Source organism: Salicola sp. Rm-C-2C1-2, assembly GCF_040196175.1.
Taxonomy (GTDB): domain Bacteria; phylum Pseudomonadota; class Gammaproteobacteria; order Pseudomonadales; family Oleiphilaceae; genus Halospina.
On sequence record NZ_JBEFNF010000004.1, the window covers coordinates 135,047 to 155,245 of the forward strand.

At 59.0% G+C, this 20,199-nt stretch carries 18 protein-coding genes; 14 read left to right on the forward strand and 4 right to left on the reverse strand.

Annotation, left to right across the window (positions count from 1 at the left end; translation table 11 throughout):
- Positions 1 to 77 precede the first annotated feature (77 nt).
- The 3 genes from recA to AAF659_RS09160 are packed head-to-tail and all read left to right on the forward strand — an operon-like array spanning position 78 to position 2,134.
- A complete protein-coding gene (recA, locus tag AAF659_RS09150) occupies positions 78 to 1,142 on the forward strand; it encodes a recombinase RecA (RefSeq protein WP_349751440.1) in 1,065 nt (354 codons plus the stop codon).
- 3 nt (positions 1,143 to 1,145) lie between these two features.
- Positions 1,146 to 1,406, forward strand: a complete 261-nt coding sequence (locus AAF659_RS09155) for a YheU family protein (protein ID WP_349751441.1) — start codon at positions 1,146 to 1,148, stop codon at positions 1,404 to 1,406.
- A complete protein-coding gene (locus AAF659_RS09160) occupies positions 1,403 to 2,134 on the forward strand; it encodes a hypothetical protein (protein WP_349751442.1) in 732 nt (243 codons plus the stop codon). The genes AAF659_RS09155 and AAF659_RS09160 overlap by 4 nt, the downstream gene beginning before the upstream one ends.
- A gap of 18 nt (positions 2,135 to 2,152) precedes the next feature.
- Here the strand turns inward: AAF659_RS09160 and AAF659_RS09165 are convergent, their stop codons facing one another.
- Positions 2,153 to 2,671: a PilZ domain-containing protein gene (locus tag AAF659_RS09165; protein WP_349751443.1), complete on the reverse strand. Its 519-nt coding sequence runs from the start codon at positions 2,669 to 2,671 to the stop codon at positions 2,153 to 2,155.
- Positions 2,672 to 2,890: 219 nt separating this feature from the next.
- Between AAF659_RS09165 and AAF659_RS09170 the strand changes: the two genes are divergently transcribed.
- On the forward strand, positions 2,891 to 5,278 hold the full coding sequence (locus AAF659_RS09170; protein WP_349751444.1) for a Lon protease family protein: 2,388 nt from the start codon (positions 2,891 to 2,893) through the stop codon (positions 5,276 to 5,278).
- On the opposite strand, the gene AAF659_RS09175 is transcribed toward AAF659_RS09170, so the two are convergent.
- Positions 5,244 to 5,852: an alpha-ketoglutarate-dependent dioxygenase AlkB family protein gene (locus AAF659_RS09175; RefSeq protein WP_349751445.1), complete on the reverse strand. Its 609-nt coding sequence runs from the start codon at positions 5,850 to 5,852 to the stop codon at positions 5,244 to 5,246. The genes AAF659_RS09170 and AAF659_RS09175 overlap by 35 nt on opposite strands.
- Positions 5,853 to 5,906: 54 nt before the next feature.
- On the opposite strand from AAF659_RS09175, the gene AAF659_RS09180 reads away from it, so the two are divergent.
- Genes AAF659_RS09180 through AAF659_RS09190 form a run of 3 tightly spaced genes read left to right on the forward strand, consistent with a single transcriptional unit; the run spans position 5,907 to position 8,950 of the window.
- The gene (locus AAF659_RS09180) at positions 5,907 to 6,752 is read left to right on the forward strand and encodes a M23 family metallopeptidase (RefSeq protein ID WP_349751446.1); all 846 of its coding nucleotides are present in this window, start codon (positions 5,907 to 5,909) and stop codon (positions 6,750 to 6,752) included.
- Positions 6,753 to 6,764: 12 nt separating this feature from the next.
- On the forward strand, positions 6,765 to 7,388 hold the full coding sequence (gene fixJ / locus AAF659_RS09185) for a response regulator FixJ (protein WP_349751447.1): 624 nt from the start codon (positions 6,765 to 6,767) through the stop codon (positions 7,386 to 7,388).
- The gene (locus AAF659_RS09190; RefSeq protein ID WP_349751448.1) at positions 7,385 to 8,950 is read left to right on the forward strand and encodes an ATP-binding response regulator; all 1,566 of its coding nucleotides are present in this window, start codon (positions 7,385 to 7,387) and stop codon (positions 8,948 to 8,950) included. Before fixJ ends, AAF659_RS09190 begins: the two co-directional genes overlap by 4 nt.
- Before the next feature lie 3 nt (positions 8,951 to 8,953).
- Here AAF659_RS09190 and AAF659_RS09195 read toward each other — a convergent pair whose 3' ends face one another.
- The gene (locus AAF659_RS09195; RefSeq protein WP_349751449.1) at positions 8,954 to 9,832 is read right to left on the reverse strand and encodes a MaoC/PaaZ C-terminal domain-containing protein; all 879 of its coding nucleotides are present in this window, start codon (positions 9,830 to 9,832) and stop codon (positions 8,954 to 8,956) included.
- Positions 9,833 to 10,006: 174 nt separating this feature from the next.
- On the opposite strand from AAF659_RS09195, the gene AAF659_RS09200 reads away from it, so the two are divergent.
- Positions 10,007 to 11,038, forward strand: a complete 1,032-nt coding sequence (locus AAF659_RS09200) for an AraC family transcriptional regulator (protein WP_349751450.1) — start codon at positions 10,007 to 10,009, stop codon at positions 11,036 to 11,038.
- Between the two features lie 168 nt (positions 11,039 to 11,206).
- Here the strand turns inward: AAF659_RS09200 and AAF659_RS09205 are convergent, their stop codons facing one another.
- Positions 11,207 to 12,250: an AraC family transcriptional regulator gene (locus AAF659_RS09205; protein ID WP_349751451.1), complete on the reverse strand. Its 1,044-nt coding sequence runs from the start codon at positions 12,248 to 12,250 to the stop codon at positions 11,207 to 11,209.
- 96 nt (positions 12,251 to 12,346) lie between these two features.
- Between AAF659_RS09205 and AAF659_RS09210 the strand changes: the two genes are divergently transcribed.
- From AAF659_RS09210 to pepN, 6 genes are all read left to right on the forward strand, one after another.
- Positions 12,347 to 14,392 carry an oxidoreductase gene (locus tag AAF659_RS09210; RefSeq protein WP_349751452.1) on the forward strand — a complete coding sequence of 682 codons (2,046 nt, stop codon included), beginning with the start codon at positions 12,347 to 12,349 and terminating at the stop codon, positions 14,390 to 14,392.
- Between the two features lie 81 nt (positions 14,393 to 14,473).
- Positions 14,474 to 15,358: an NAD(+) kinase gene (locus AAF659_RS09215; RefSeq protein WP_349751453.1), complete on the forward strand. Its 885-nt coding sequence runs from the start codon at positions 14,474 to 14,476 to the stop codon at positions 15,356 to 15,358.
- Between the two features lie 11 nt (positions 15,359 to 15,369).
- Positions 15,370 to 16,338 carry a metallophosphoesterase gene (locus AAF659_RS09220; protein WP_349751454.1) on the forward strand — a complete coding sequence of 323 codons (969 nt, stop codon included), beginning with the start codon at positions 15,370 to 15,372 and terminating at the stop codon, positions 16,336 to 16,338.
- Entirely contained in the window at positions 16,335 to 17,207 is an 873-nt protein-coding gene (locus tag AAF659_RS09225; protein WP_349751455.1) for a rhomboid family intramembrane serine protease, read from the forward strand. The genes AAF659_RS09220 and AAF659_RS09225 overlap by 4 nt, the downstream gene beginning before the upstream one ends.
- Entirely contained in the window at positions 17,207 to 17,455 is a 249-nt protein-coding gene (locus tag AAF659_RS09230; RefSeq protein WP_349751456.1) for a DUF1315 family protein, read from the forward strand. Before AAF659_RS09225 ends, AAF659_RS09230 begins: the two co-directional genes overlap by 1 nt.
- Positions 17,456 to 17,500: 45 nt before the next feature.
- Positions 17,501 to 20,125, forward strand: a complete 2,625-nt coding sequence (gene pepN, locus AAF659_RS09235) for an aminopeptidase N (RefSeq protein WP_349751457.1) — start codon at positions 17,501 to 17,503, stop codon at positions 20,123 to 20,125.
- The last annotated feature ends 74 nt before the right edge of the window (positions 20,126 to 20,199 follow it).

A 20,199-nucleotide genomic window follows, 5' to 3' on the forward strand; every position in this document is an offset into this window, starting at 1 on the left:
TGCATAATACTGTCCATGCATACAGTGGCGCCGCAGCGCGTCGCGGGCAGCAACCGACCGACCAGAAGGCATAGGCAATGGATGACAATCGCAAAAAGGCACTGAACTCCGCGTTATCCCAGATCGAGCGCCAGTTCGGCAAGGGTGCGGTGATGAAAATGGGCGAGCAGCCAAGGGAGGCGATGCCAGCAGTGTCGACCGGCTCACTGGGGCTGGACGTGGCACTGGGTATTGGTGGGGTGCCACTGGGGCGCGTTGTCGAGATTTTTGGACCGGAATCCTCCGGTAAAACAACGCTCACGCTCCAGGTGATTGCGGAAGCCCAGCGCGATGGTAAGACCTGCGCGTTTGTGGACGCGGAGCATGCGCTGGACCCGATCTACGCCGAGAAGCTTGGCGTGGACATCAATGAACTGCTGGTATCGCAGCCTGATACCGGTGAACAGGCGCTTGAGATCTGCGACATGCTGGTGCGCTCAGGGGCCGTCGATGCCGTCGTTGTGGATTCCGTGGCGGCGCTTACGCCCAAGGCTGAGATAGAAGGTGAAATGGGCGACTCTCATGTTGGCCTGCAGGCACGGTTGATGTCGCAGGCACTGCGTAAGCTCACAGCCAGCGTGAAAACGTCGGGCACCATGCTGGTGTTCATCAACCAGATCCGCATGAAGATCGGCGTGATGTTCGGTTCGCCCGAGACCACAACCGGCGGTAACGCGCTTAAGTTCTACTCTTCAGTCCGTCTGGACATCCGGCGAACAGGGTCGGTGAAAGAAGGCGAGGAAGTGGTTGGCAATGAGACCCGGGTAAAGGTCGTGAAAAACAAGGTAGCGCCGCCCTTCAAACAGGCTGAGTTCCAGATCATGTATGGAACGGGCATCAATCGTATGGCCGAGATCATCGATATGGGGGTCAAGGAAGGTCTGGTGGAAAAGTCCGGCGCCTGGTACAGCTATAAGGGTGATAAGATCGGTCAGGGTAAAGCTAATGCCAGTAAGTTCCTGCGGGATAATCCTGGTATTGCGGAGGAGATCGAGACCCAGATCCGGGAGCGGTTGATGCCAAAAGCGGATGAATCCTCTGGTAAGGAAAAGGCTGCAGGCGATGATACCGTCGGAGAGGAAACCGGTGAGGATTTACTCTGAATAATGGTTATTCCGCCGGATCAGCTCTCTGCTGAGGCGCTTGAAGCCCTAGTTGAGGAATATTGTCTCCGGGAATCCGGGAGCATGGATACAGAAGACCCTCTGGCCGCTTGTCGCTCTCAGGTCGCGAAAGCAGTGGCCAGGGGCCAGCTAGTCGTCGTCCATACTCCCTATAATCCCAACCAGGTGGCGTCGCTGGTGCCCGCTGATCGGTTTGACGAGAATGAGATTCCGGAGGAACAGCAGGGGGATCCGGCATCGTGAGCAAGTGGTCAACACTCGGCATTGAACAGACTCATGATCCAGAGTCTATTGAGGCGGCGTTCGAGCATCAGCTGAAATTCGTGGATCCAGATGCCCATCCGGATCGTTACCAGACACTGGTACATGCCTATGAGGCCGCCATGCGGGAGGCCGGGGCCGATCCCCAGGAACAGGATTATGGAACGGAAGTAGGGAATGGTGAACCGGCGTCCGGGGATAATGGCGCATCAGTAGGGATGCCTGAGCCGCCCAGTCAGGAAACCGAAATCCAGGCAGGACGGGTGATGACGGAGTTGGAAACCGTGTTTTCGAATCCTGGCTGGCGGGATGATCTGCGTCGGTGGCGGGCCCAGCTTGAGAGCGAGAGGGCGCATAAGCCGGGTGTTACCGAAGTGTTGCGATTCAAACTGTTCGATTTCCTGTCACGCCAGGCCAGACCCAATGAGCCGCCGCTCACCGAGGACGTTATGACGTACCTTGATGAACGACTGGGATGGCGCCAGCATCGTAGCCAGCTTGAGAAGGCGTTTTCTGAGGATCAGGTGCGGCTTCTGCTCGGGGGAGGCACACCTGGCGGCGAGTCGCCTCTGGACATGGAAACGCCCTTCCCCGCTACCGGGGAAGCGGATGGTGTCAATGGTCAAATGCCGAACGGGTTCGGAATGGCGCTGATTGGCTGGATTGTCGTCATGATCATCCTGACGATGCTGTTCAGCGGAATGCGCTGAGCGCCGCCCTCAGCCTGCTCAACGCCGGTAACGAGCCATCTGACGGCGGCAGAATGCCTCGATCTGGGACAGCGCGTTGTCGCTGGCGCGGGAATAGTGGCCCCGCATGGAACAGTAGGTGAATTGGATGCCGAGCCGGTAATGGCCATCCTCGTCCTTTATGCAGCTTTGAACCTGACCGTTTACGTCGGATTGGGTGATGTACTCGCCCCGGAAATCCATTCGCAGGTGAGTGCCTTCCCGGAAGGCTGCTTTCGCGATAATGGCGGCTCCATAGCGGTTGATGTCCAGGCATTCCACGGGCTGGCCATCGCTTTCCCAGCCCAGAAAACGCCGACTCCGGACACGCACGTTCAGGCCCGGAGCGGCAAAACGCGGCTGGATCCGCTGTTCGCTTTCACGGGACTGGCTTGACCAGGAACGGGTCAGTGGTGCTTCCCTGCAGTTCTGGTCGCAGTCTTCCTGGTCCCTGCGCAGAGCAAAGGGCATGGCCGTGAGATCCATGGTGATCCCGGGGGAGTCACTCTGAGTACTCATTAGCGGTTGCTGCCTCTTGAGTCGGATCGAATGTTGTACTTGTTTGTCTTCAGGGATTGTCGCTCAATCGGTGACCGAGTCAAACCTAGCTAAAGATTCCATGTGACGCCTCTCACAGTTTGCTGAGCGGTAAAAGTCGACCCGATTTGGCGGGTTCCTTTGTGAATCCTTCTGAGCCCTGTAAAGTGCGGCGTTTGACCGTTCCCCACAGATGACGGATTGACTGAGTTGAAGCCACTTTCCCAGAAACAGCTTTACAGGGCGTGTGTCCTGAAGGACCTGCCCTTCCGCAACACGGACGCGCTTGAACCCCTCAATGAGATTGTGGGTCAGGACCGTGCCCGGGAGGCCGTACGGTTCGCTCTCGCCATGCCCCACAATGGCTATAACGTCTATGCGCTGGGCCGCTCCGGGTTGGGTAAACGTACGATGATGCTGCGTTATCTGGCGCATCGCCAGGAAAGCCATAACCCGGCCAGCGACTGGTGCTATGTGGCTAATTATGATGACCCGCGCAACCCCAGGGTGCTGAAACTGCCTGCGGGCGTCGGTGAACGGTTGCGCCATGATGTTGACCGGCTGGTTTCGCGCCTGGTGAAAGTGGTTCCCCAGGCATTCGACAGCGATACATACCAAAGCCGCCTTGAAGACCTTAAGCAGAGGTTTGCGGCCCGCCAGGAGGAGGCGCTGAACGCTCTTGCGCACGAGGCCCGTGAGCAGGGCGTGGACCTGTCCATGACCACGCCCGGCGGCTATCGCCTCACCGCCCTGAACGGTAATGAACCGCATACCAATGAATCGTTCAATGCGCTCTCTGATGAGGAGAAGCGCAGTTTTGAGGAAACCATACGGGATCTGGAGAAAAAACTGCGTCGTGTGATGCGCCAGATCGCGGAATGGGAAGAGGAACACGCTGAGCAGCAGCAGAAGCTGAATGAAGAAACTGTGGACCACGTGGCAGCGCATCTGATTGATGAGCTGTCTGAGCGTTACAGTGAATATGATGGCGTGCCCGACCACTTTCGGGCCATGAAGAAGGATATTGCGAATAACCTCGATATTTTCCTCGAGGATAGTGAGGATAAGGCGGCTTTCGCCTATGCCTCCATGGAGCAGCGACTGCCCAGACGCTATCGCATCAACCTGCTGGTGTCGCGCCAGGACCAGTCGGTCCCGGTAGTTGTGGAGGACAATCCCACCTATCACAACCTGTTCGGATTCATTGAAACTGTCACCTACAAGGGCACGGTCTACACGGATTTCTCGCTGATCCGCCCAGGCAGCCTGCATCGGGCCAATGGCGGCTACCTGCTGATGGACGCCACCAAGGTTCTGGAGCAGGGATTCGTGTGGGATGCGCTCAAGCGCGCCATTCGATCCCACGAAATCAGTATCCATTCGCTGGAACGTGAACTGACCCTTTCAGGCACCATTTCCCTGGAACCGGAAGCAGTCCCGCTGGATGTGAAGCTGGTGTTGTTTGGCGATCGGGAAACCTGGCTTCTGCTGCAGGAATATGACCCGGAGTTCGCGGAACTGTTCCGGGTAACGGCGGATTTTGAGAATGAAATGCCGCGCACCAGCGACAGCCAGATGCTCTACGCTAAGTTCATTGCAAGCCTTTGTCAGGACAAAGGGCTCCTGCCCTGCAGTAAACAGGCCGTGGCGAGGGTGATTGAATACAGCTCACGCCTGGCGGAACACCAGAACCGGCTGTCACTGCAGGCCGTGGACATCGCCAATGTGCTGCGGGAGGCGGATTTCCATGCCCGTGGCAATGGCGGACAAGGCATCGATCCAGAGCACGTGGACCAAGCCTTGGTCAGCGCGGATTACCGCAATGGGCGGATACGGGATGAGTTTCTCCAGGGCTTCTCGGATGGCTCCATGCTGCTGTCGTTCAGCGGCGGTGCAGTGGGGCAGGTCAATGGGCTGTCCGTGCTTTCTACTGGTGGCTACGAGTTTGGTCTGCCCAATCGCATCAGTGCCACCTGCCAGTATGGAGATGGTGACGTTATTCACATCGAACGGGATGTGAAACTCAGCGGCTCCATCCACTCCAAAGGGGTGATGATCCTCTCCGCATGGCTCTCTTCGCGCTTTGCCCGTGAACAGCCCATGCCGCTCACCGCGACTCTTACCTTTGAGCAGTCCTACGCCGAGATCGATGGCGACAGCGCCTCTCTTGGCGAGCTCTGCGCCATTGTTTCGGCTCTGGCCGAACAGCCCGTGCGACAGGATATAGCGGTAACGGGATCGGTGAACCAACATGGTGATGTTCAGCCGGTCGGGGGGCTGAACGAAAAAGTGGAAGGCTTCCTGGATGCCTGTGTGGCGCGCGGCGACACGCAGACTAAGGCGGTGATCCTGCCAGCCTCCAATGTCCAGAACCTGATGCTGGCGAAGCGCGTGCGCGAGGCCGTCAGGGAGCACGGTTTCCAGGTCTATGCCGTGTCACGGATCGAGGAGGCGCTGGAGCTGATGTTGGGGCTGGCGGTCGGTGAACCTGATACTAACGGCCGTTACCCGGCTGATAGTCTCTATGGCCGTGTTGAAGAACGTCTTGCCGAGCTCAGGCGTCGACAAGACGACGAAAAGTCAGATTGACTCTGGGCATTACCGGTTTCCGGGTTTTTGGTAGCGCATGCTGCCATTCGGACTGGACGCCGGCCGGCATAACCAGGAGGCTGTTGTGTGGCAGGTCGATGCCCAGAGTGCGGCCACTATCAGTGCGGCTTCGGAAGCGGAAACGCCGGGTGCCGCCCAGGCTCAGTGAGGCGATTACTGGTGCGAGCCCCAGCTCGGGTTCGTCGTCACTGTGCCAGCCCATACTGTCACTGCCGTGGCGGTAATGGTTAGCCAGCACACTGTTGAAGTGCTCGCCCGCGAGCTCACTGACTTTAAGCACCAGTGGCCTGAGCCAGTCCGGCCATTGTGTCGGCTCCATGGTCTGGCCCGAGTATCGGTAAGTCAGGCCATTATCGGCGATCCAGCACTGCTGTCTGGGAATCAGGTGCTCGCGGCCGAACAGGGTAATCCAATCCTGCTGCCAGGGTAAGCTTTCCTGCAACAGTGCCAACAGGTCATCGGCTTCCTCGGGAGCCAGTAAGGGATGGTGGAAGGGCAGCTGGAAAGGAGGAAGCTCGTACAACGAGAAGGCTCCGCGGTTGCAGTTGTTCATTGGGTTCGCTAACAATAACGGGCATCTGTCTGATCCAACAACCGGAGATTGCGCGTGTCACGCCTTGTATGGCTGTTCTGCCTGGTTTTTATTTCCACCTCCGTGATGTCGCTTGAGCTTGAAGGGCCGCGAACCCAGGGGACTCTTTTGAGGGGGAATGTTGCGCCTGGGAGCGAGGTTCATCTCAACGGTGATCCTGTCGCGATTACGGCTTCCGGGTATTTTGCGGTCGGCTTCGGACGGCAGGCGCAGCTCAGCCATGAGCTGGACGTGGTCTCGCCGGATGGCGAGCGGATCACCCGCGCCATTGAGTTGGAGGCGCGAGAGTACGACATCCAGCGGGTTGAAGGAGTTCCCCAGGAGACGGTAACCCCTGACGAGCAGGCGCTGGAGCGCATCCGGGCAGAGGCGCGCCGAGTGCGCGCGGCTCGCAAAGAGCATTCAAAGCGCAGAGACTTTGCGGGCTCCTGGATCTGGCCTGTGGCCGGAACCGTTACGGGTGTCTATGGCAGTCAGCGCTTCTATAATGGCGAGCCGCGCCAGCCCCATTATGGCATTGATATTGCAGCAGCAAGCGGTACGCCGGTAGCGGCACCGGCAGGTGGCCGTGTGGTTCTGGTGGAGCCGGATCTCTACTTCTCGGGTGGTACCCTGATCCTGGATCATGGTTACGGTGTTTCCTCCACCTTTCTGCATCTGAGTGCCATCAACGTGAGCGAGGGTGATGAGGTTAGGCTGGGGGATGTTATTGGCGAAGTGGGGGCCTCGGGTCGAGCCACCGGTCCCCATCTGGACTGGCGCATGAACTGGCGGCAGGAGCGGGTGGACCCGATGACGGTGGCGCCGCCTCTGGTCGAAGGCGCTACCACCATGCCCGGAGCGGGCGACAGTAATCAGTAAAGGAGTATCTCAATGGCGGAGGCCGAGCAGACGGTCTACATCGTGGAGGATGATGAGGCGGTTCGGGATTCCCTGTCCATGCTGCTGCGTTCGGAAGGGCTTGCAGTCCAGGGATACGAGCGCGCCACGCGTTTCCTGGAAGACTGGCATGCCGGGATGCAGGGCTGCATTGTGCTGGATATCCGCATGCCTGAAATGGATGGCATGGAGCTCCAGGAAGAGCTGATTGAACGTGGTTCAACCCTGCCGATCATTTTCGTGACCGGTCATGGAGACGTACCGCTGGCAGTAGAAGCTATGCACAAGGGGGCGGTTGACTTCATCGAGAAGCCTTACCGAGAGGATCAGATTCTGGAGAAGATCCGTGGTGCCCTGGCGGCGGATGCGGAACAGCAGCAGGGGCGTGAACACAAGCGGGCGGTTGAGGATCAGCTGGGCCAGCTTACCCCGCGTGAGCGTGAGATCATGGATCGGATGGTGGCTGGCCAGGCCAACAAGGTCATCGCCATTGAGCTCGATATCAGTCAGCGCACTGTGGAAATCCATCGTTCACGGGTCATGCACAAAATGGGCACCCATTCACTGGCGCAGCTGGTGCGCATGGTCATGAGCGTGCGGGATGGAGATGGCCAATGACCGCGGTGAGCCAGACGCCCACCGACCCGGAGCAGGCCTGCGTTCTGCTGGTTGATGATAATCCGCAGAATCTCAAGGTGCTTTACGAAACTCTGCGGGATAAGGGCTATCAGCTGCTCATCGCCAATGATGGCGAAAAGGCGCTGCAGTTGGCACGCCGGCACGAACCGGAAGTCATCCTTCTCGATATTATGATGCCCGGCATGGATGGCTACGAGGTGTGCCAGTATTTGCGTGATGATCCCACTACTGTTCTGAGCGCCATCATCTTCCTGTCGGCGCTTAATGACATTGATGCCAAGGTCAAGGGCTTCAATATGGGGGGTGCGGATTATATTGCCAAGCCCTTCCAGGCTCAGGAGGTTATGGCGCGGGTCGATACCCAGATACGGGTTATCCAGCTTGAGCGTGCCATGCAGGCACGCAACCGTCAGCTTGAGAGTGAACAGACCAGTCTGCTCAATGCCATATTTGAGGGTATTTACGGACTCGATCCCAATGGTGTGATCACCTTCGCCAACCCTGCAGCAGCCGATATTGCGGGCGCCGAGCAGGAGACTCTCGTGGGGCGTGATATTGGTGAGCTTCATTTTACGGAACATGCTGGTGACGAAACAGCTCATGCGCAGCGGGCCCTGTGTCGGGATGGCAATGCGGTGCTGCGCCGTGGCGTGACCATGGCCCGTGCTGATGGCACTACCTTCATGGCGGAATACCGGGCTGCGCCGCGTTTCGAGCAAGATAGGCTGACCGGGAGCGTGCTGGTTTTCCGGGATATTACCGAGGAACTTGCGCAGGAGCGGGCGCTGGAGGAAACCAGGGATCTGGTCGCCGAGCAGCGTGAGCAGCTCGCCCATGCTTCGCGTCTCTCCCTGATGGGAGAAATGGCGGCTGGGGTAGCCCACGAGGTGAATCAGCCTCTGACAGCCATCACCAATTACGTGAGCCTTGTTTCGCGCATGATGGAAAAGGACACTCTTGATCAGGACGCGCTTGCGGAGGTTCTCGAAAAGATTACAGCCCAGTCCCATCGTGCCAGCGAGGTTATCCGCCGTATCCGTCAGTTCGTGCACCAGCCGGCCACAGGGAAGGAAACTGTGGATGTGGCGCGACTGCTGGCTGAAAGCCGGGAGTTTGCGGAAGTGGATTCACGCAACAACGCGGTCGCGATTACGCTCTCCATTCCGCCGCATTTGCCTCGGGCTGTAGCGGACCCAGTGCAGGTCCAGCAGGTGGTGCTTAATCTCATTCGTAATGCGCTAGAGGCGACACGCAACTGTGGTAGTGATGAATCGGTGGAAGTCAGTGCGGAGGTGCTGAACGATGCGGTGCGCATACGCGTGGCGGACCGTGGCTGCGGTCTGCCCGAGGATGCGGAGGAGCGTCTGTTCCAGCCGTTCTATTCCAACAAGGACGAGGGTATGGGAATTGGCTTGTCATTGTGCCGGAGTCTGATCACCGGCCAGGGGGGCGAGATCGGATTTGAGCGCCGTGAGGGCGGTGGAACTGTATTCCAGTTCACCCTGCCGCTGGCAGGCGATACCGCCCCCGAACCGGATTGATGCTCAGCCGCGGCTGAGCACCCCCTCAAAGTGGGGCGCCGATGCATCCCGGTTCAGAAGCCGGAAGGGCGTTTCACTCTGGCTGCGTTTCCAGGTGAGGATGCCGCTTCCGGGAATGAAGAATGGTTTCTTGAACTGGGCATCAGCAGTCACCGCTTCCAATTGGCCCTCGGCTTTTTCCATCAGTGCCAGGCAGTGAGCTTTGCTCCACATGCCATGGGCGATGTTGGCTGGGAATCCAAACGCCTTCGCCGAGAGTGGGTGCAGGTGGATGGGGTTCATATCCCCGGAAACCCGACCGTATCGGTAACCGATATTGCCCGGGGCCTGAACCGCGGCCTGACCAGAGAGCATCTGGGGCGCTTCAGGCTGGTCTTTCCTGCTACTTTGCCCGCCGTTGTCGGTGGCTTGACGATAGAGCAGGGTGCTGTATTCCCGCCAGATGACATGCCCGGCGGCGCTCGCCTGTGTGAGGATGTCGAACTCGATCCCGCGTTCGGTATCCGCGGCATTGGCAATCCACGCCTGGAGTTCCATGGTCTCGCCCTGGCGGATCGCCCGTTGCTGTTCAATCCGGTTACGCACATGCACAAGCCCCATCAATGGCAGCGGGAAGGCGGGGTCGGTCATAAGCCGTATGTGCAGCGGAAACGCTAGTATGTGTGGCCAGGTTATGGGGCAGCGACTGCTGGTCATGAAACCACAGACATCACGGTACCGACGGAGTTCTGTAGTGTTAGTGCGTACACCTTCAATATCAGCGCTGAGGCCGGGTATGTCGGCCGCTGACTGGCGGCCACCCTTGCTACTGGCGAGCAGGGCTCTGCCGTACATGGGCAGCAGGGCGGGGCCACTGAAACGGTAATGGGCTGTCTGGTTCATAAGCGTCCGGTTTGTGTCTGGGCTGAGAGCCGTTTTGCAGGTGGATGTCATCTGGGCCAATCGGCCTGTATGATGAGGTGAAGAATGCACACAGTCTGTGACAGCGTCAATTGCGCGAAAACCGGCGCTGCACGACACTCGAGTCAAAACAACAATAGGCCGGGAAGTGACAATATGCAGGAACAAAGGGACTCAGGGGTCCTGTTTCGGCTGGTTTATCAGGCGATGCAAAAGGCGGGCGTCGATACTGACGTAATTTTCCGTCGACTGGGAGTGGATGAAAACTACCTTCAGCGGGAGAATCTGAGAACACCGCACGCCGCTCAGGTTCTGTTCTGGCAAGTGGTTGAGGACGTCACCGGGGATCCGGATATCGGCCTGCATCTGGGCTTGCATGTGCCTACCTACAAAGGGCAAGTGCTGGAATATCTGTTCCTCTCCAGTCCCACTTTCGGCGATGGGCTCAGGCGGGCGAAGAACTATCAGCGTCTGCTCACCGATGCCGCGGACCTTGAGTTGCACGAGCACGGCGGAGAGTCGTGTCACCTTGTTCTGAATGCCGCGGCTGAGGAAATCCGGCGGATCGGTCACTTTTCCGAGTGCTTTGTTCAGGGTGTGCTGACTTTCTTCAACTCAGTCACGGACGGTCAATTCCGACCCTCGGCCGTTCATTTCGAACATGAACGCAGTCAGGGTCAGGATCGGGTCGCTGAAATTCTGGGCTGTTCGGTACGTTTCGGACAGGGCGAGACACGGCTGTACTTTCCGGCCAATCTTCTGACGCACCCCTCGCCGCACCACGAACCCGGGTTGCTGGCACTGCATGAGCGCTTTGCAAGTGAGCAGGTTGCCGAACTCGAGAAGCAGGATATTGTCGGGGATGTGGAGCGGCTGGTAGCGCAACAGCTGGACTCGGGCGAAGTGACGCTGGATGCGGTGGCAACGCGCCTCAACATGAAGCCACGGACTCTGCGCACGCGACTCACCGAGGCCAATACTTCCTTCAATCAGGTCGTCTCTCAGTTCCGGTACCGGCTGGCGTGTCGGCTGCTGGCAGCCACGAATGAATCCATCGACGAGATTGTCTATCTGACAGGCTTTTCCGAACCCAGCACCTTCTATCGTGCCTTCAAGCGCTGGTCAGGCATGACTCCCATTGAGTACCGGCGCCAATCCGCTGAGCGTGACGAGGCGATGGCCACCTGAGCTCGGAAGATGTCATAACCCTGTCACCTCCCACTGGCATCCTGAGTTGGATAGTGAAAAGTAACCGGGAGGTTGCCATGGGCGAATACGAAGAAGAACTGCTGGAGCTTGGCCTGCAGGTTGACGAGATTGAGGAGGTTGAATGCGACGACGGCATCGACCTCTGACTCAGCGCGCCATTCCATATCGGCGCCGGTATCGGCCGGGACTGCATCGGTACCATCGGCGGAACGCGCCGTGGAAGGCGCTGGGGTTTGCGAATCCGACCAGCGAGGCAATGTCCGAAAACGACAGTGGTGTGCCGCGCACATAGTCCTCCGCCAGTTCCCGCCGGGTCTGGTCCACCAGGGTTCGGTAGGTTATGCCTTCCTGTTCCAGCGCTCGCCGCAGCCCCCATTCCGTGGTTCCCAGAGCCAGCGCTACAGCTCCCATTGTCGGCGGTGTTGACCCCATTCGCTGCGCAATGGCCTCGCGGACGCGCTCTGTTGTGCTCTGCCCCCAAGCCAGCCTCTGTCGCTCTGTCTCACAATACTGGCACAGCTCCTGGAAGAGAGCACTCTGAGCCAGGCGGTTGGGGCGCGAGGCCGTCTCCGGTGCCAACTCAACGCGGTTATGCGTTGCCTTAAATGAAACTGGAGAGCCGAACCATTGGGTGTAACGCCTTGCGTTGGGCGGTTCTGCGTATTCAATGTTGACTTTTGAAGGCGGCGGAGCCTGCTCATCGAGTTCCCGCAGTAATGCCATCCAGCCGGCAAGGATCGAATCCACCACGAAGCAATTGTAGCGATTGTAGGGACTGATGGAGTAGAAAACGGCATTCAGTCCGCCATCGGCTTCGCGCGAGGTGTGCGATTGGCCGCGGCTGTTATAGCTCATCAGGCGTTCATAGCGCACCAGGGTTTCCAGCGCCTCTCCTAGAGAGGGCGCACTGGCAGCTGCCATGCCGGCTAGGCCGAGATCCGTCATGCGGGTGTGATGCCCAAAGTCCAGCCCCAATGCCGGGTCGCCGGTTATCTGAATGGCGGCGTGACCCATGCGCATGAACCGGGGAATGCTGATGCGGGCGCCGGGCGTGTTCAGCAGCCGTCGCGAGACCCGGTAGCGGGCCAACCAGGGGCCGGGCTCATGACCTCGGTTGCGTAACGTGCGTGCCATGACCGCTACATGGTTGATACTGATGTCTCCAAGCCGGTTGGCGCGGCTATTGACCATAAAACCAATTCCAAAATAATCCAAACCAATTTGGTCGTATTGTAGCATCAGGACCACGTGCGTACTTTGTGAGGCATCCAGAATAAGGAGACCGCCATGACCCAGAACCCATCCGACAGCAACGCCTATCCGCATCTTCTGCAGCCACTTGATCTGGGCTTCACCCAGCTCCGCAACAGGGCCCTTATGGGCTCTATGCATACCGGTCTGGAGGAGGCGCCCAATGGCTTCGAGCGCCTGGGGGCGTTCTACGCGGAACGGGCGCGCAGTGTGGGGCTCATCGTCACCGGTGGCATTGGGCCGAACCCGGAAGGGGCGGTCATGAAGGGCGCCGCTAAAATGGATACCGAGGAGGAAGCTCGGGAACATCGCATCGTTACCGATCACGTACACCAGGCCGGCGGCAAGATCTGCATGCAGATCCTGCACACTGGTCGCTACGCCTACTCTCCGGATCTTGTGGCGCCGTCGGCCATCCAGGCTCCCATCAACCCCTTCACACCCAGGGCCCTGGAAACGGACGAGGTTGAGAAACAGATCGACGATTACGCCAACTGTGCACGCCTGGCACGCGAGGCCGGCTATGACGGCGTCGAGATCATGGGCTCGGAGGGCTACTTCATCAACCAGTTCATCGCCCGGCGCACCAACCACCGCACTGACAAGTGGGGCGGTTCGTTTGAGAACCGCATCCGGCTGCCGCTGGAGATCATTCGCCGCGTGCGTGAGGTCGTGGGCGAGGACTTCATCATCATCTATCGACTCTCCATGATCGATCTGGTGGATGAGGGCAGCACCTGGGAAGAGGTGGTGCACCTGGCCAAGGAAGTAGAGAAGGCCGGCGCCAACATCATCAATTCCGGCATCGGCTGGCACGAATCCCGGGTACCGACCATCGCCACCATGGTGCCGCGTGGGGCCTTCAGTAAGGTGACGGCGCGCCTTAAAGGCCAAGTCAGCATTCCATTGGTGACCACCAACCGCATCAATATGCCGGATCTGGCGGAGAAGGTGATCGCTGAAGGAGATGCCGACATGGTTTCCATGGCGCGCCCCTTCCTCGCGGACGGCGACCTGATTGCTAAAGCAGCGGACGATCGCGCGGATGAGATCAACACCTGCATCGCCTGCAACCAGGCCTGCCTGGACCATACCTTTCAGGGCAAGCTTACCTCCTGCCTCGTGAATCCGCGTGCCTGTCATGAGACGGAGTTGGTCTATGAGCCGGTCGATCAGGCGAAACGCATCGCGGTCGTCGGCGCCGGTCCTGCGGGTTTGGCCGCTGCCACAGTGGCGGCCGAGCGCGGTCACCAGGTGCACCTGTTCGATTCCGCCAATGAGGTCGGCGGCCAGTTCAATATGGCCAAGAAGATCCCCGGCAAGGAAGAGTTCCACGAGACACTGCGCTACTACCGGCGGATGATTGAGAAGTACAGGGTGAACCTGCACCTGAACACCAGGGCGACAAAGGAAACGCTGGCCGGGCAGGGCTATGACGAGATTCTGATGGCGACGGGCGTCTATCCGCGTACACCGGAGATTCCGGGAATCGATCATCCCTCCGTCCTGGGCTACATCGATGTTCTGAAGAAGGAGGCGCCGGTAGGCCGCCGCGTGGCGGTGATGGGTGCCGGCGGTATCGGCTTCGACGTTTCCGAATATCTGACGCATGAGGGAGCGTCACCGTCGCTGGATCCGGAGCACTTCATGAAAGAGTGGGGTGTTGACGTCAGCGTGGAAACCCCGGGGGGCGTGGAAGGTCTGCAGCCCAACCCACCAACACCGCCACGCGAGGTCGCGCTGCTTCAGCGCAAGACCTCCAAACCGGGTAAGGGCCTGGGCAAGACCACTGGCTGGATTCACCGGAGCTCGCTGAAAATGCGCAACGTGCGCATGATTCCCAGTGTCGAGTATCACCACATCGATGACGAAGGGCTGCATGTAAGCATCGATGGCGAGCCCCAGGTGCTGGCGGTGGACAACATCATCGTTTGCACTGGCCAGGAACCGCTCCGTGAGCTCCAGGCGGATCTTGAGAATGCCGGCGAGACGGTCACTCTGATCGGTGGTTCGGATGTGGCCGCGGAGCTGGATGCCAAGCGTGCCATTGATCAGGGCAGTCGGGTGGCCGCAGCACTTTGAATCAGCGATTCCCGTGCTCGGCCGTGATCCGGTAGACTGTGGGGATGTTACCCACGGGCTACCGGCGGACTAAGGCGGTTGATGGAGACTTTCAAGAACATTGGTGTGATAGGGCGCATGGGCAGTGTCAAGGTTGTAGAGACGCTGCGCAGGCTCAAGAGCTACCTCATTGAAAACGACTACCAGGTGGTGCTGGAGGCCGATACCGCCTCTGTGCTGCCCGGCCATGGGCTGCAGGTGGCCAGCAAGAAGCTGATTGGCGAAATCTGCGATCTGGCCATCGTCGTTGGCGGCGACGGCAGCCTTCTGGGCGCCGTGCGGGACCTGGCTAAATCGAACATCCCGATTCTCGGGGTCAACCGTGGGCGACTCGGCTTTCTCACCGATATCTCGCCGGATGAACTTGAAACCCGGCTGAACGCCGTTCTGGAAGGGGACTACATCCAGGAGCGGCGTTTTATGCTGGATACCGAGATCAAGCGCAACGGCGAGCCCACGGGCTTCGGCACCGCGCTCAATGATGTGGTTCTGCATCCGGGGCGATCCACTCGGATGATCGGGTTTGATCTCTACATCGAGGGCCAGTTCGTTTACAGCCAGCGTTCTGATGGGCTTATTGTCTCCACCCCCACCGGTTCCACTGCCTATGCCCTGTCCGGGGGCGGGCCTATCATGCATCCCAAGCTGGATGCCATTGTGCTGGTGCCTATGTTCCCGCACACGCTGAGCAGTCGGCCGATCGTCGTGGACGGCAACAGCGAGATCAAGCTGATTGTTGACGAGGCCAACGAAGCTTGGCCCCAGATCAGCTGTGATGGTCAGAAGGAGCTCTCCTGCGGTCCGGGTGATGCTATTTCCATCGCTAAGCGCCCCTTCCGCCTGAATCTGATTCATCCCAGTGACCACAACTTCTACGCGACCTGCCGCGAGAAACTGGGCTGGGCCAGCACCATTGCAGCAAGCTGAATGGGGCACGCATGAGGCGTTCGCAGGGCTATGACATCATTGGGGATATCCACGGCTGTGCACTGACGCTGGTGCGGCTGCTGGAGCAGATGGGGTACCGTCAACGCCAGGGTGTCTATGAACACCCCTCGCGCATGGCCGTGTTTCTGGGCGATATCATCGACCGCGGCCCGCGTATCCGGGAGGCGCTGCACCTTGTGCGCGATATGGTCGAACGTGGTTCCGCCCTGATCGTGATGGGCAACCATGAATATAACGCTCTGGGGTTCTGTACCCTGGCGCGCCCGGGCAGTGGCCGGCGTCATGTACGTGAGCACAACGAGCGTCACACGCGTCTGATCCAGGCGACGCTTGATCAGTTTGAGCGCTATGACGACGAGTGGCACGACTTCCTCAACTGGTTCTACGAGCTGCCGCTCTTTATTGAGCGGGACGGTTTCCGGGTGGTGCACGCCTGCTGGGATGAGCACCTGATCCGCCAGTTCGAGCAGATCCATCCCGACGGATGCATCAATGAGGATTTCCTGCACGCTTCCATGGCGCCAAACTCCTTTGCTGGCCGGGTGATGGATAGGCTGCTGCGCGGCACGGCCATGAAGTTGCCGGATGATCGGGTTATGACCGGTCGGGACGGTTTCCAGCGTCAGTTCTTCCGAACCAAGTTCTGGGCAGATAAAGCGGAAACCTACGGTGATATCGTTTTCCAGCCGGATCCGCTGCCGGCTGATGTGGCCGATCGCCCGCTGGAGCGTGAAGAACGTCAAAGAGTGCTCAGCTATGACGAGAGTGAACCACCTGTGTTTGTCGGCCATTACTGGCTCGAAGGCGTACCCAAGCCGCTCACGCCCAATGTGGCCTGCCTGGATTACAGTGCGGTGAAGTATGGACGCATGGTGGCGTATCGCTTGGGTGATGAGGCGTATCTGGACCCTGATCACTTTGTCTGGGTTGAGGTCAACCGTTCGGAGCAGGAGTCATGATCCGCATTGCGGCCATCCCGGAGCGAGTGAACCTGGAACCGTTCAGGCGCTGGCTGGATTCGCAGGGAGTAACCCATGTCATTGAGCATGAGGAAGGTCATCAGGTGCTTTTCATCAAGGGTGAACAGCTGCGCCAGCCGGTGACGGACGCACTATCACGCTACCTGGACGATCCCCGTCATGCCGGTGCCCCGGAAGGCTTTACAAAGCCGCGTCAGCGTCGCGGGATACCAGGCCATTGGCAGGCCGGCCCGAAGGACGCCCCCTTTACCTTCGCATTGATCGTGGCGGCTGCCCTGGTGGCCTGGATGACCGCCTTTGGAGCGCGTGAGCAGCTCATGGTGCTGCTGACCATCGTCAATCCCTATGAATGGCCTGTCGCCAGTTTCGAATACCGCGTCGAGGCCCTGACCGGAACCCTCGGGAACCTGCAGCTCTGGCGCCTCCTGACGCCGGATCTTCTCCATTTCAGCCTGATGCATCTGATCTTCAACGGCGTCATGCTCTGGTTCCTGGGCAGCCAGATTGAGGCGATGGACGGGCGGCGTCATATGGTGACCCTGGTGCTGGTGACCTCACTGGGCGGCAACATTCCGCAGTTCCTGCTCTCGGGGCCGCTGTTCGGCGGACTTTCTGGGGTGGTGTACGGGGTTCTGGGCTACGTCTGGCTGAGCAACCAACGGCGACCACGGTTCCAGTTCCCGCCAGCACTGATGACGGTCGCAGTGGTGTGGTTGCTGATCGGCCTCACACCGCTGACAGAAGCCCTGCTGGGCGCCAGTATGGCGAACGCGGCCCATCTGGGTGGCCTGCTCAGTGGTCTGGCCTACGGTCTGGTACGGTTAGCGAATGATATGAGGAGAGGATAATGACTTATGAAGAGTTGATCCGACAGCTCGATCCGCGCATCTATCAACGTCTGCGCGAGTCACTGCAACTGGGCAAGTGGCCGGATGGCCAGCCCCTGAGCGAGGAGCAGAAGCGCATCTGCATGGAAGCCATCATCTGGTATGAGAACGAGCACAACATCCCAACGGAGGAGCGAACCGGTAGCATCGAGCGACCGGACTCTAGTAAAGGGGATGGTGATGTTCAGGTTCACGATACCCGCCACTGATCCGCGCTTGAGCGACAGAACCAACCAACAACAAGAGCTACCGTCATGAGAGCAGAGCAACCCAAGGCCGTTCATCTGGCGGATTATCGCGTCCCCGCCTTTCTCATCGATCATGTCGACCTGCGCATTGAACTGTTTGAGGACAGCGCCATGGTGCATTCACGGCTGCAGATCCACCGCAATCCAGAGGATGACTCCGGGGCACGGGAGCTGGTACTGCATGGCGAGGATCTTGAGCTGGTGTCACTGATGCTCGATGGGCGACCTGTTGAGGGCCACCGTGTTGACGAGGGCTCTCTTACCGTGCCCGGTGTGCCGGATCAGTTTCATCTTGATATCACCACCCGCATCCAGCCGCAGAACAACACCCGGCTTGAAGGGCTCTACCAGTCTTCGGGGATGTTTTGCACTCAGTGCGAGCCGGAAGGGTTCCGGCGCATTACTTATTTTCTGGACCGCCCTGACGTGATGGCCTGCTACCGCACCCGGATCGAAGCGCAGCAGCATACCTATCCGGTCCTTCTAGCTAACGGCAATCCGGTTGACTGGGGGGAGCTGGGCGACGGACGACACCAGGTGACCTGGGAAGATCCTTACCCCAAGCCCAGCTATCTGTTCGCCATGGTCGCTGGCGATCTGGTGGAGAAGCGGGATGAATTCGTCACCGGGTCCGGGCGCACCATTGATCTGCGCATGTATGTGGAAGCACGCAATGAGGCTAAGTGTGACCACGCTCTGACATCCCTTAAAAAGGCCATGGCCTGGGACGAAGAGGTTTATGGGCGTGAGTACGATCTCGATATCTTTATAGTCGTGGCCGTGGATGACTTCAATATGGGGGCCATGGAGAACAAGGGCCTGAACATCTTCAACTCCTCCTGTGTGCTGGCCAGCCCTGAAACCGCCACCGATGCCGCTTATGATCGGATTGAGAGCATTGTTGCCCATGAGTACTTCCATAACTGGTCCGGCAATCGGGTCACCTGCCGGGACTGGTTCCAACTCAGTCTCAAGGAAGGTTTTACCGTTTTCCGTGACAACCAGTTTTCTGCTGACATGGGCTCGGCCACGGTCCAGCGCATCGACCATGTGAACATGCTGCGCACGGCGCAGTTCGCTGAGGACGCGGGCCCCATGGCACATCCTGTGCGGCCGGACTCCTACATTGAGATCGCCAATTTCTACACCCTCACTGTCTATGAGAAGGGGGCGGAAGTGGTGCGGATGATCCATACCCTGCTCGGGCCGGATCTGTTCCGGGAGGGCAGTGATCTGTATTTCGCCCGCTATGACGGGCAGGCGGTCACAACTGATGATTTCGTCAGGGCCATGGAAGACGCCAGCAGCCGTGACCTGACGCAGTTCCGTCGATGGTATGAGCAGGCAGGGACGCCTGAATTGCGTGTCACGGATCAGTTCGATGCCGATTCGGGAACCTACAGCCTGACCATCCGCCAATCGTGCCCCCCTACGCCGGGTCAATCGAACAAAAAGCCATTTCACATTCCGGTCCGTATGGGGCTGATCAGCACCAGCGGCGAGCCGCTGGTGCTGGATTCGGAGCACAATACCGAGGCTGTTCTGGAACTCATGGAGGGCGAGCACAGTTTTCACTTCAGGGGGTTGGGCGAGCGCCCTGTGCCGTCTCTGTTGCGGGGCTTTTCCGCTCCGGTCAAGCTTGATTACCCCTGGACGCGGGATCAGCTCATGTTTCTGGCAAGCCATGATCCGGACGGTTTCAATCGTTGGGATGCCGGACAGAAACTGGCTGTGGATGTAATCCTTTCGATCCAGCAGGGTCTTGATACGGAAGTGGATCCACGATTGATCGAGGCGTATCGGACACTGCTAACAACTCCGGGGCTGGATCCCGCCATGGTGGCGCGGATGCTCGCACTTCCGGCTACAGCCTGGCTTATAGAGCTTACCGAAGAGGCGGATGTGGCCGCCATTGACCGGGCCCGGCATCAGGTGGAACAGACGCTCAGTTCGGCCCTGCGTGAGGAACTGCTGCAGGTGCGTCGTGATCATCACCCTGATGAAGACTATGCCTTTGAGCCCCGGCAGGTGGCAGCCCGCTCGTTGAGCAATAGTGCCCTCACAATGTTGACCCGTATTGGTGATGATCAGGGTCGTAACCAGGCGGTTACCCAATTTGGTCAGGCCACCAACATGACCGATCGGCTGGCGGCGCTGAAAGCACTGGTCGACTCTCCCTTCGACGAGGAACGCGAAGATGTTCTCGCGCGCTTCTACGACGACTGGCAGCACGATCCGCAGGTGGTTGAGCAGTGGTTTGCAGCACAGTCCGGAAGCCCTTGGGTTGGCGATGTGACGCGTGTCACACAATTGCTGGAGCATCCTGCCTTTGATTGGAAAAACCCTAACAAGGTTCGTATGGTTGTCGGTGTCTTCGCGGGCCGGAACCTGGCGCATTTCCACAGCCCGGATGGCCGTGGACACCGCTTTCTCGGCGAGCAGATCCGCCGGCTGGATAGCTTCAACCCCCAGATTTCAGCCCAGCTTGCTCAGCCACTCACCCGCTGGCAGCGGTATGCACCGCACCTGCGTGATTCCATGGCTGGTGTCCTGCGTGAACTACGGGATCTTCCGGACCTGTCCCGCGATCTTTACGAAGTGGTTACCAAAAGTCTGGATGAATCCGGGTGATGTACTGCTGAATGGACAAAACGGAGCAATCGTCTACGCTTTCGGAGAGCCGTGTCTGCAGTCAATGCCAAATC

What these genes read in the sequence shown, in the direction of transcription:
- fixJ (WP_349751447.1), top strand. Translation starts at nt 6,765, where the DNA reads ATGGCGGAGGCCGAGCAGACGGTCTACATCGTGGAGGATGATGAGGCG.
- AAF659_RS09200 (WP_349751450.1), top strand. Translation starts at nt 10,007, where the DNA reads ATGCAGGAACAAAGGGACTCAGGGGTCCTGTTTCGGCTGGTTTATCAG.
- AAF659_RS09165 (WP_349751443.1), bottom strand. Translation starts at nt 2,671, where the DNA reads ATGAGTACTCAGAGTGACTCCCCCGGGATCACCATGGATCTCACGGCC.
- pepN (WP_349751457.1), top strand. Translation starts at nt 17,501, where the DNA reads ATGAGAGCAGAGCAACCCAAGGCCGTTCATCTGGCGGATTATCGCGTC.
- AAF659_RS09195 (WP_349751449.1), bottom strand. Translation starts at nt 9,832, where the DNA reads ATGAACCAGACAGCCCATTACCGTTTCAGTGGCCCCGCCCTGCTGCCC.
- AAF659_RS09215 (WP_349751453.1), top strand. Translation starts at nt 14,474, where the DNA reads ATGGAGACTTTCAAGAACATTGGTGTGATAGGGCGCATGGGCAGTGTC.
- recA (WP_349751440.1), top strand. Translation starts at nt 78, where the DNA reads ATGGATGACAATCGCAAAAAGGCACTGAACTCCGCGTTATCCCAGATC.
- AAF659_RS09230 (WP_349751456.1), top strand. Translation starts at nt 17,207, where the DNA reads ATGACTTATGAAGAGTTGATCCGACAGCTCGATCCGCGCATCTATCAA.
- AAF659_RS09205 (WP_349751451.1), bottom strand. Translation starts at nt 12,250, where the DNA reads ATGGTCAATAGCCGCGCCAACCGGCTTGGAGACATCAGTATCAACCAT.
- AAF659_RS09155 (WP_349751441.1), top strand. Translation starts at nt 1,146, where the DNA reads ATGGTTATTCCGCCGGATCAGCTCTCTGCTGAGGCGCTTGAAGCCCTA.
- AAF659_RS09225 (WP_349751455.1), top strand. Translation starts at nt 16,335, where the DNA reads ATGATCCGCATTGCGGCCATCCCGGAGCGAGTGAACCTGGAACCGTTC.
- AAF659_RS09190 (WP_349751448.1), top strand. Translation starts at nt 7,385, where the DNA reads ATGACCGCGGTGAGCCAGACGCCCACCGACCCGGAGCAGGCCTGCGTT.
- AAF659_RS09220 (WP_349751454.1), top strand. Translation starts at nt 15,370, where the DNA reads ATGAGGCGTTCGCAGGGCTATGACATCATTGGGGATATCCACGGCTGT.
- AAF659_RS09210 (WP_349751452.1), top strand. Translation starts at nt 12,347, where the DNA reads ATGACCCAGAACCCATCCGACAGCAACGCCTATCCGCATCTTCTGCAG.
- AAF659_RS09175 (WP_349751445.1), bottom strand. Translation starts at nt 5,852, where the DNA reads ATGAACAACTGCAACCGCGGAGCCTTCTCGTTGTACGAGCTTCCTCCT.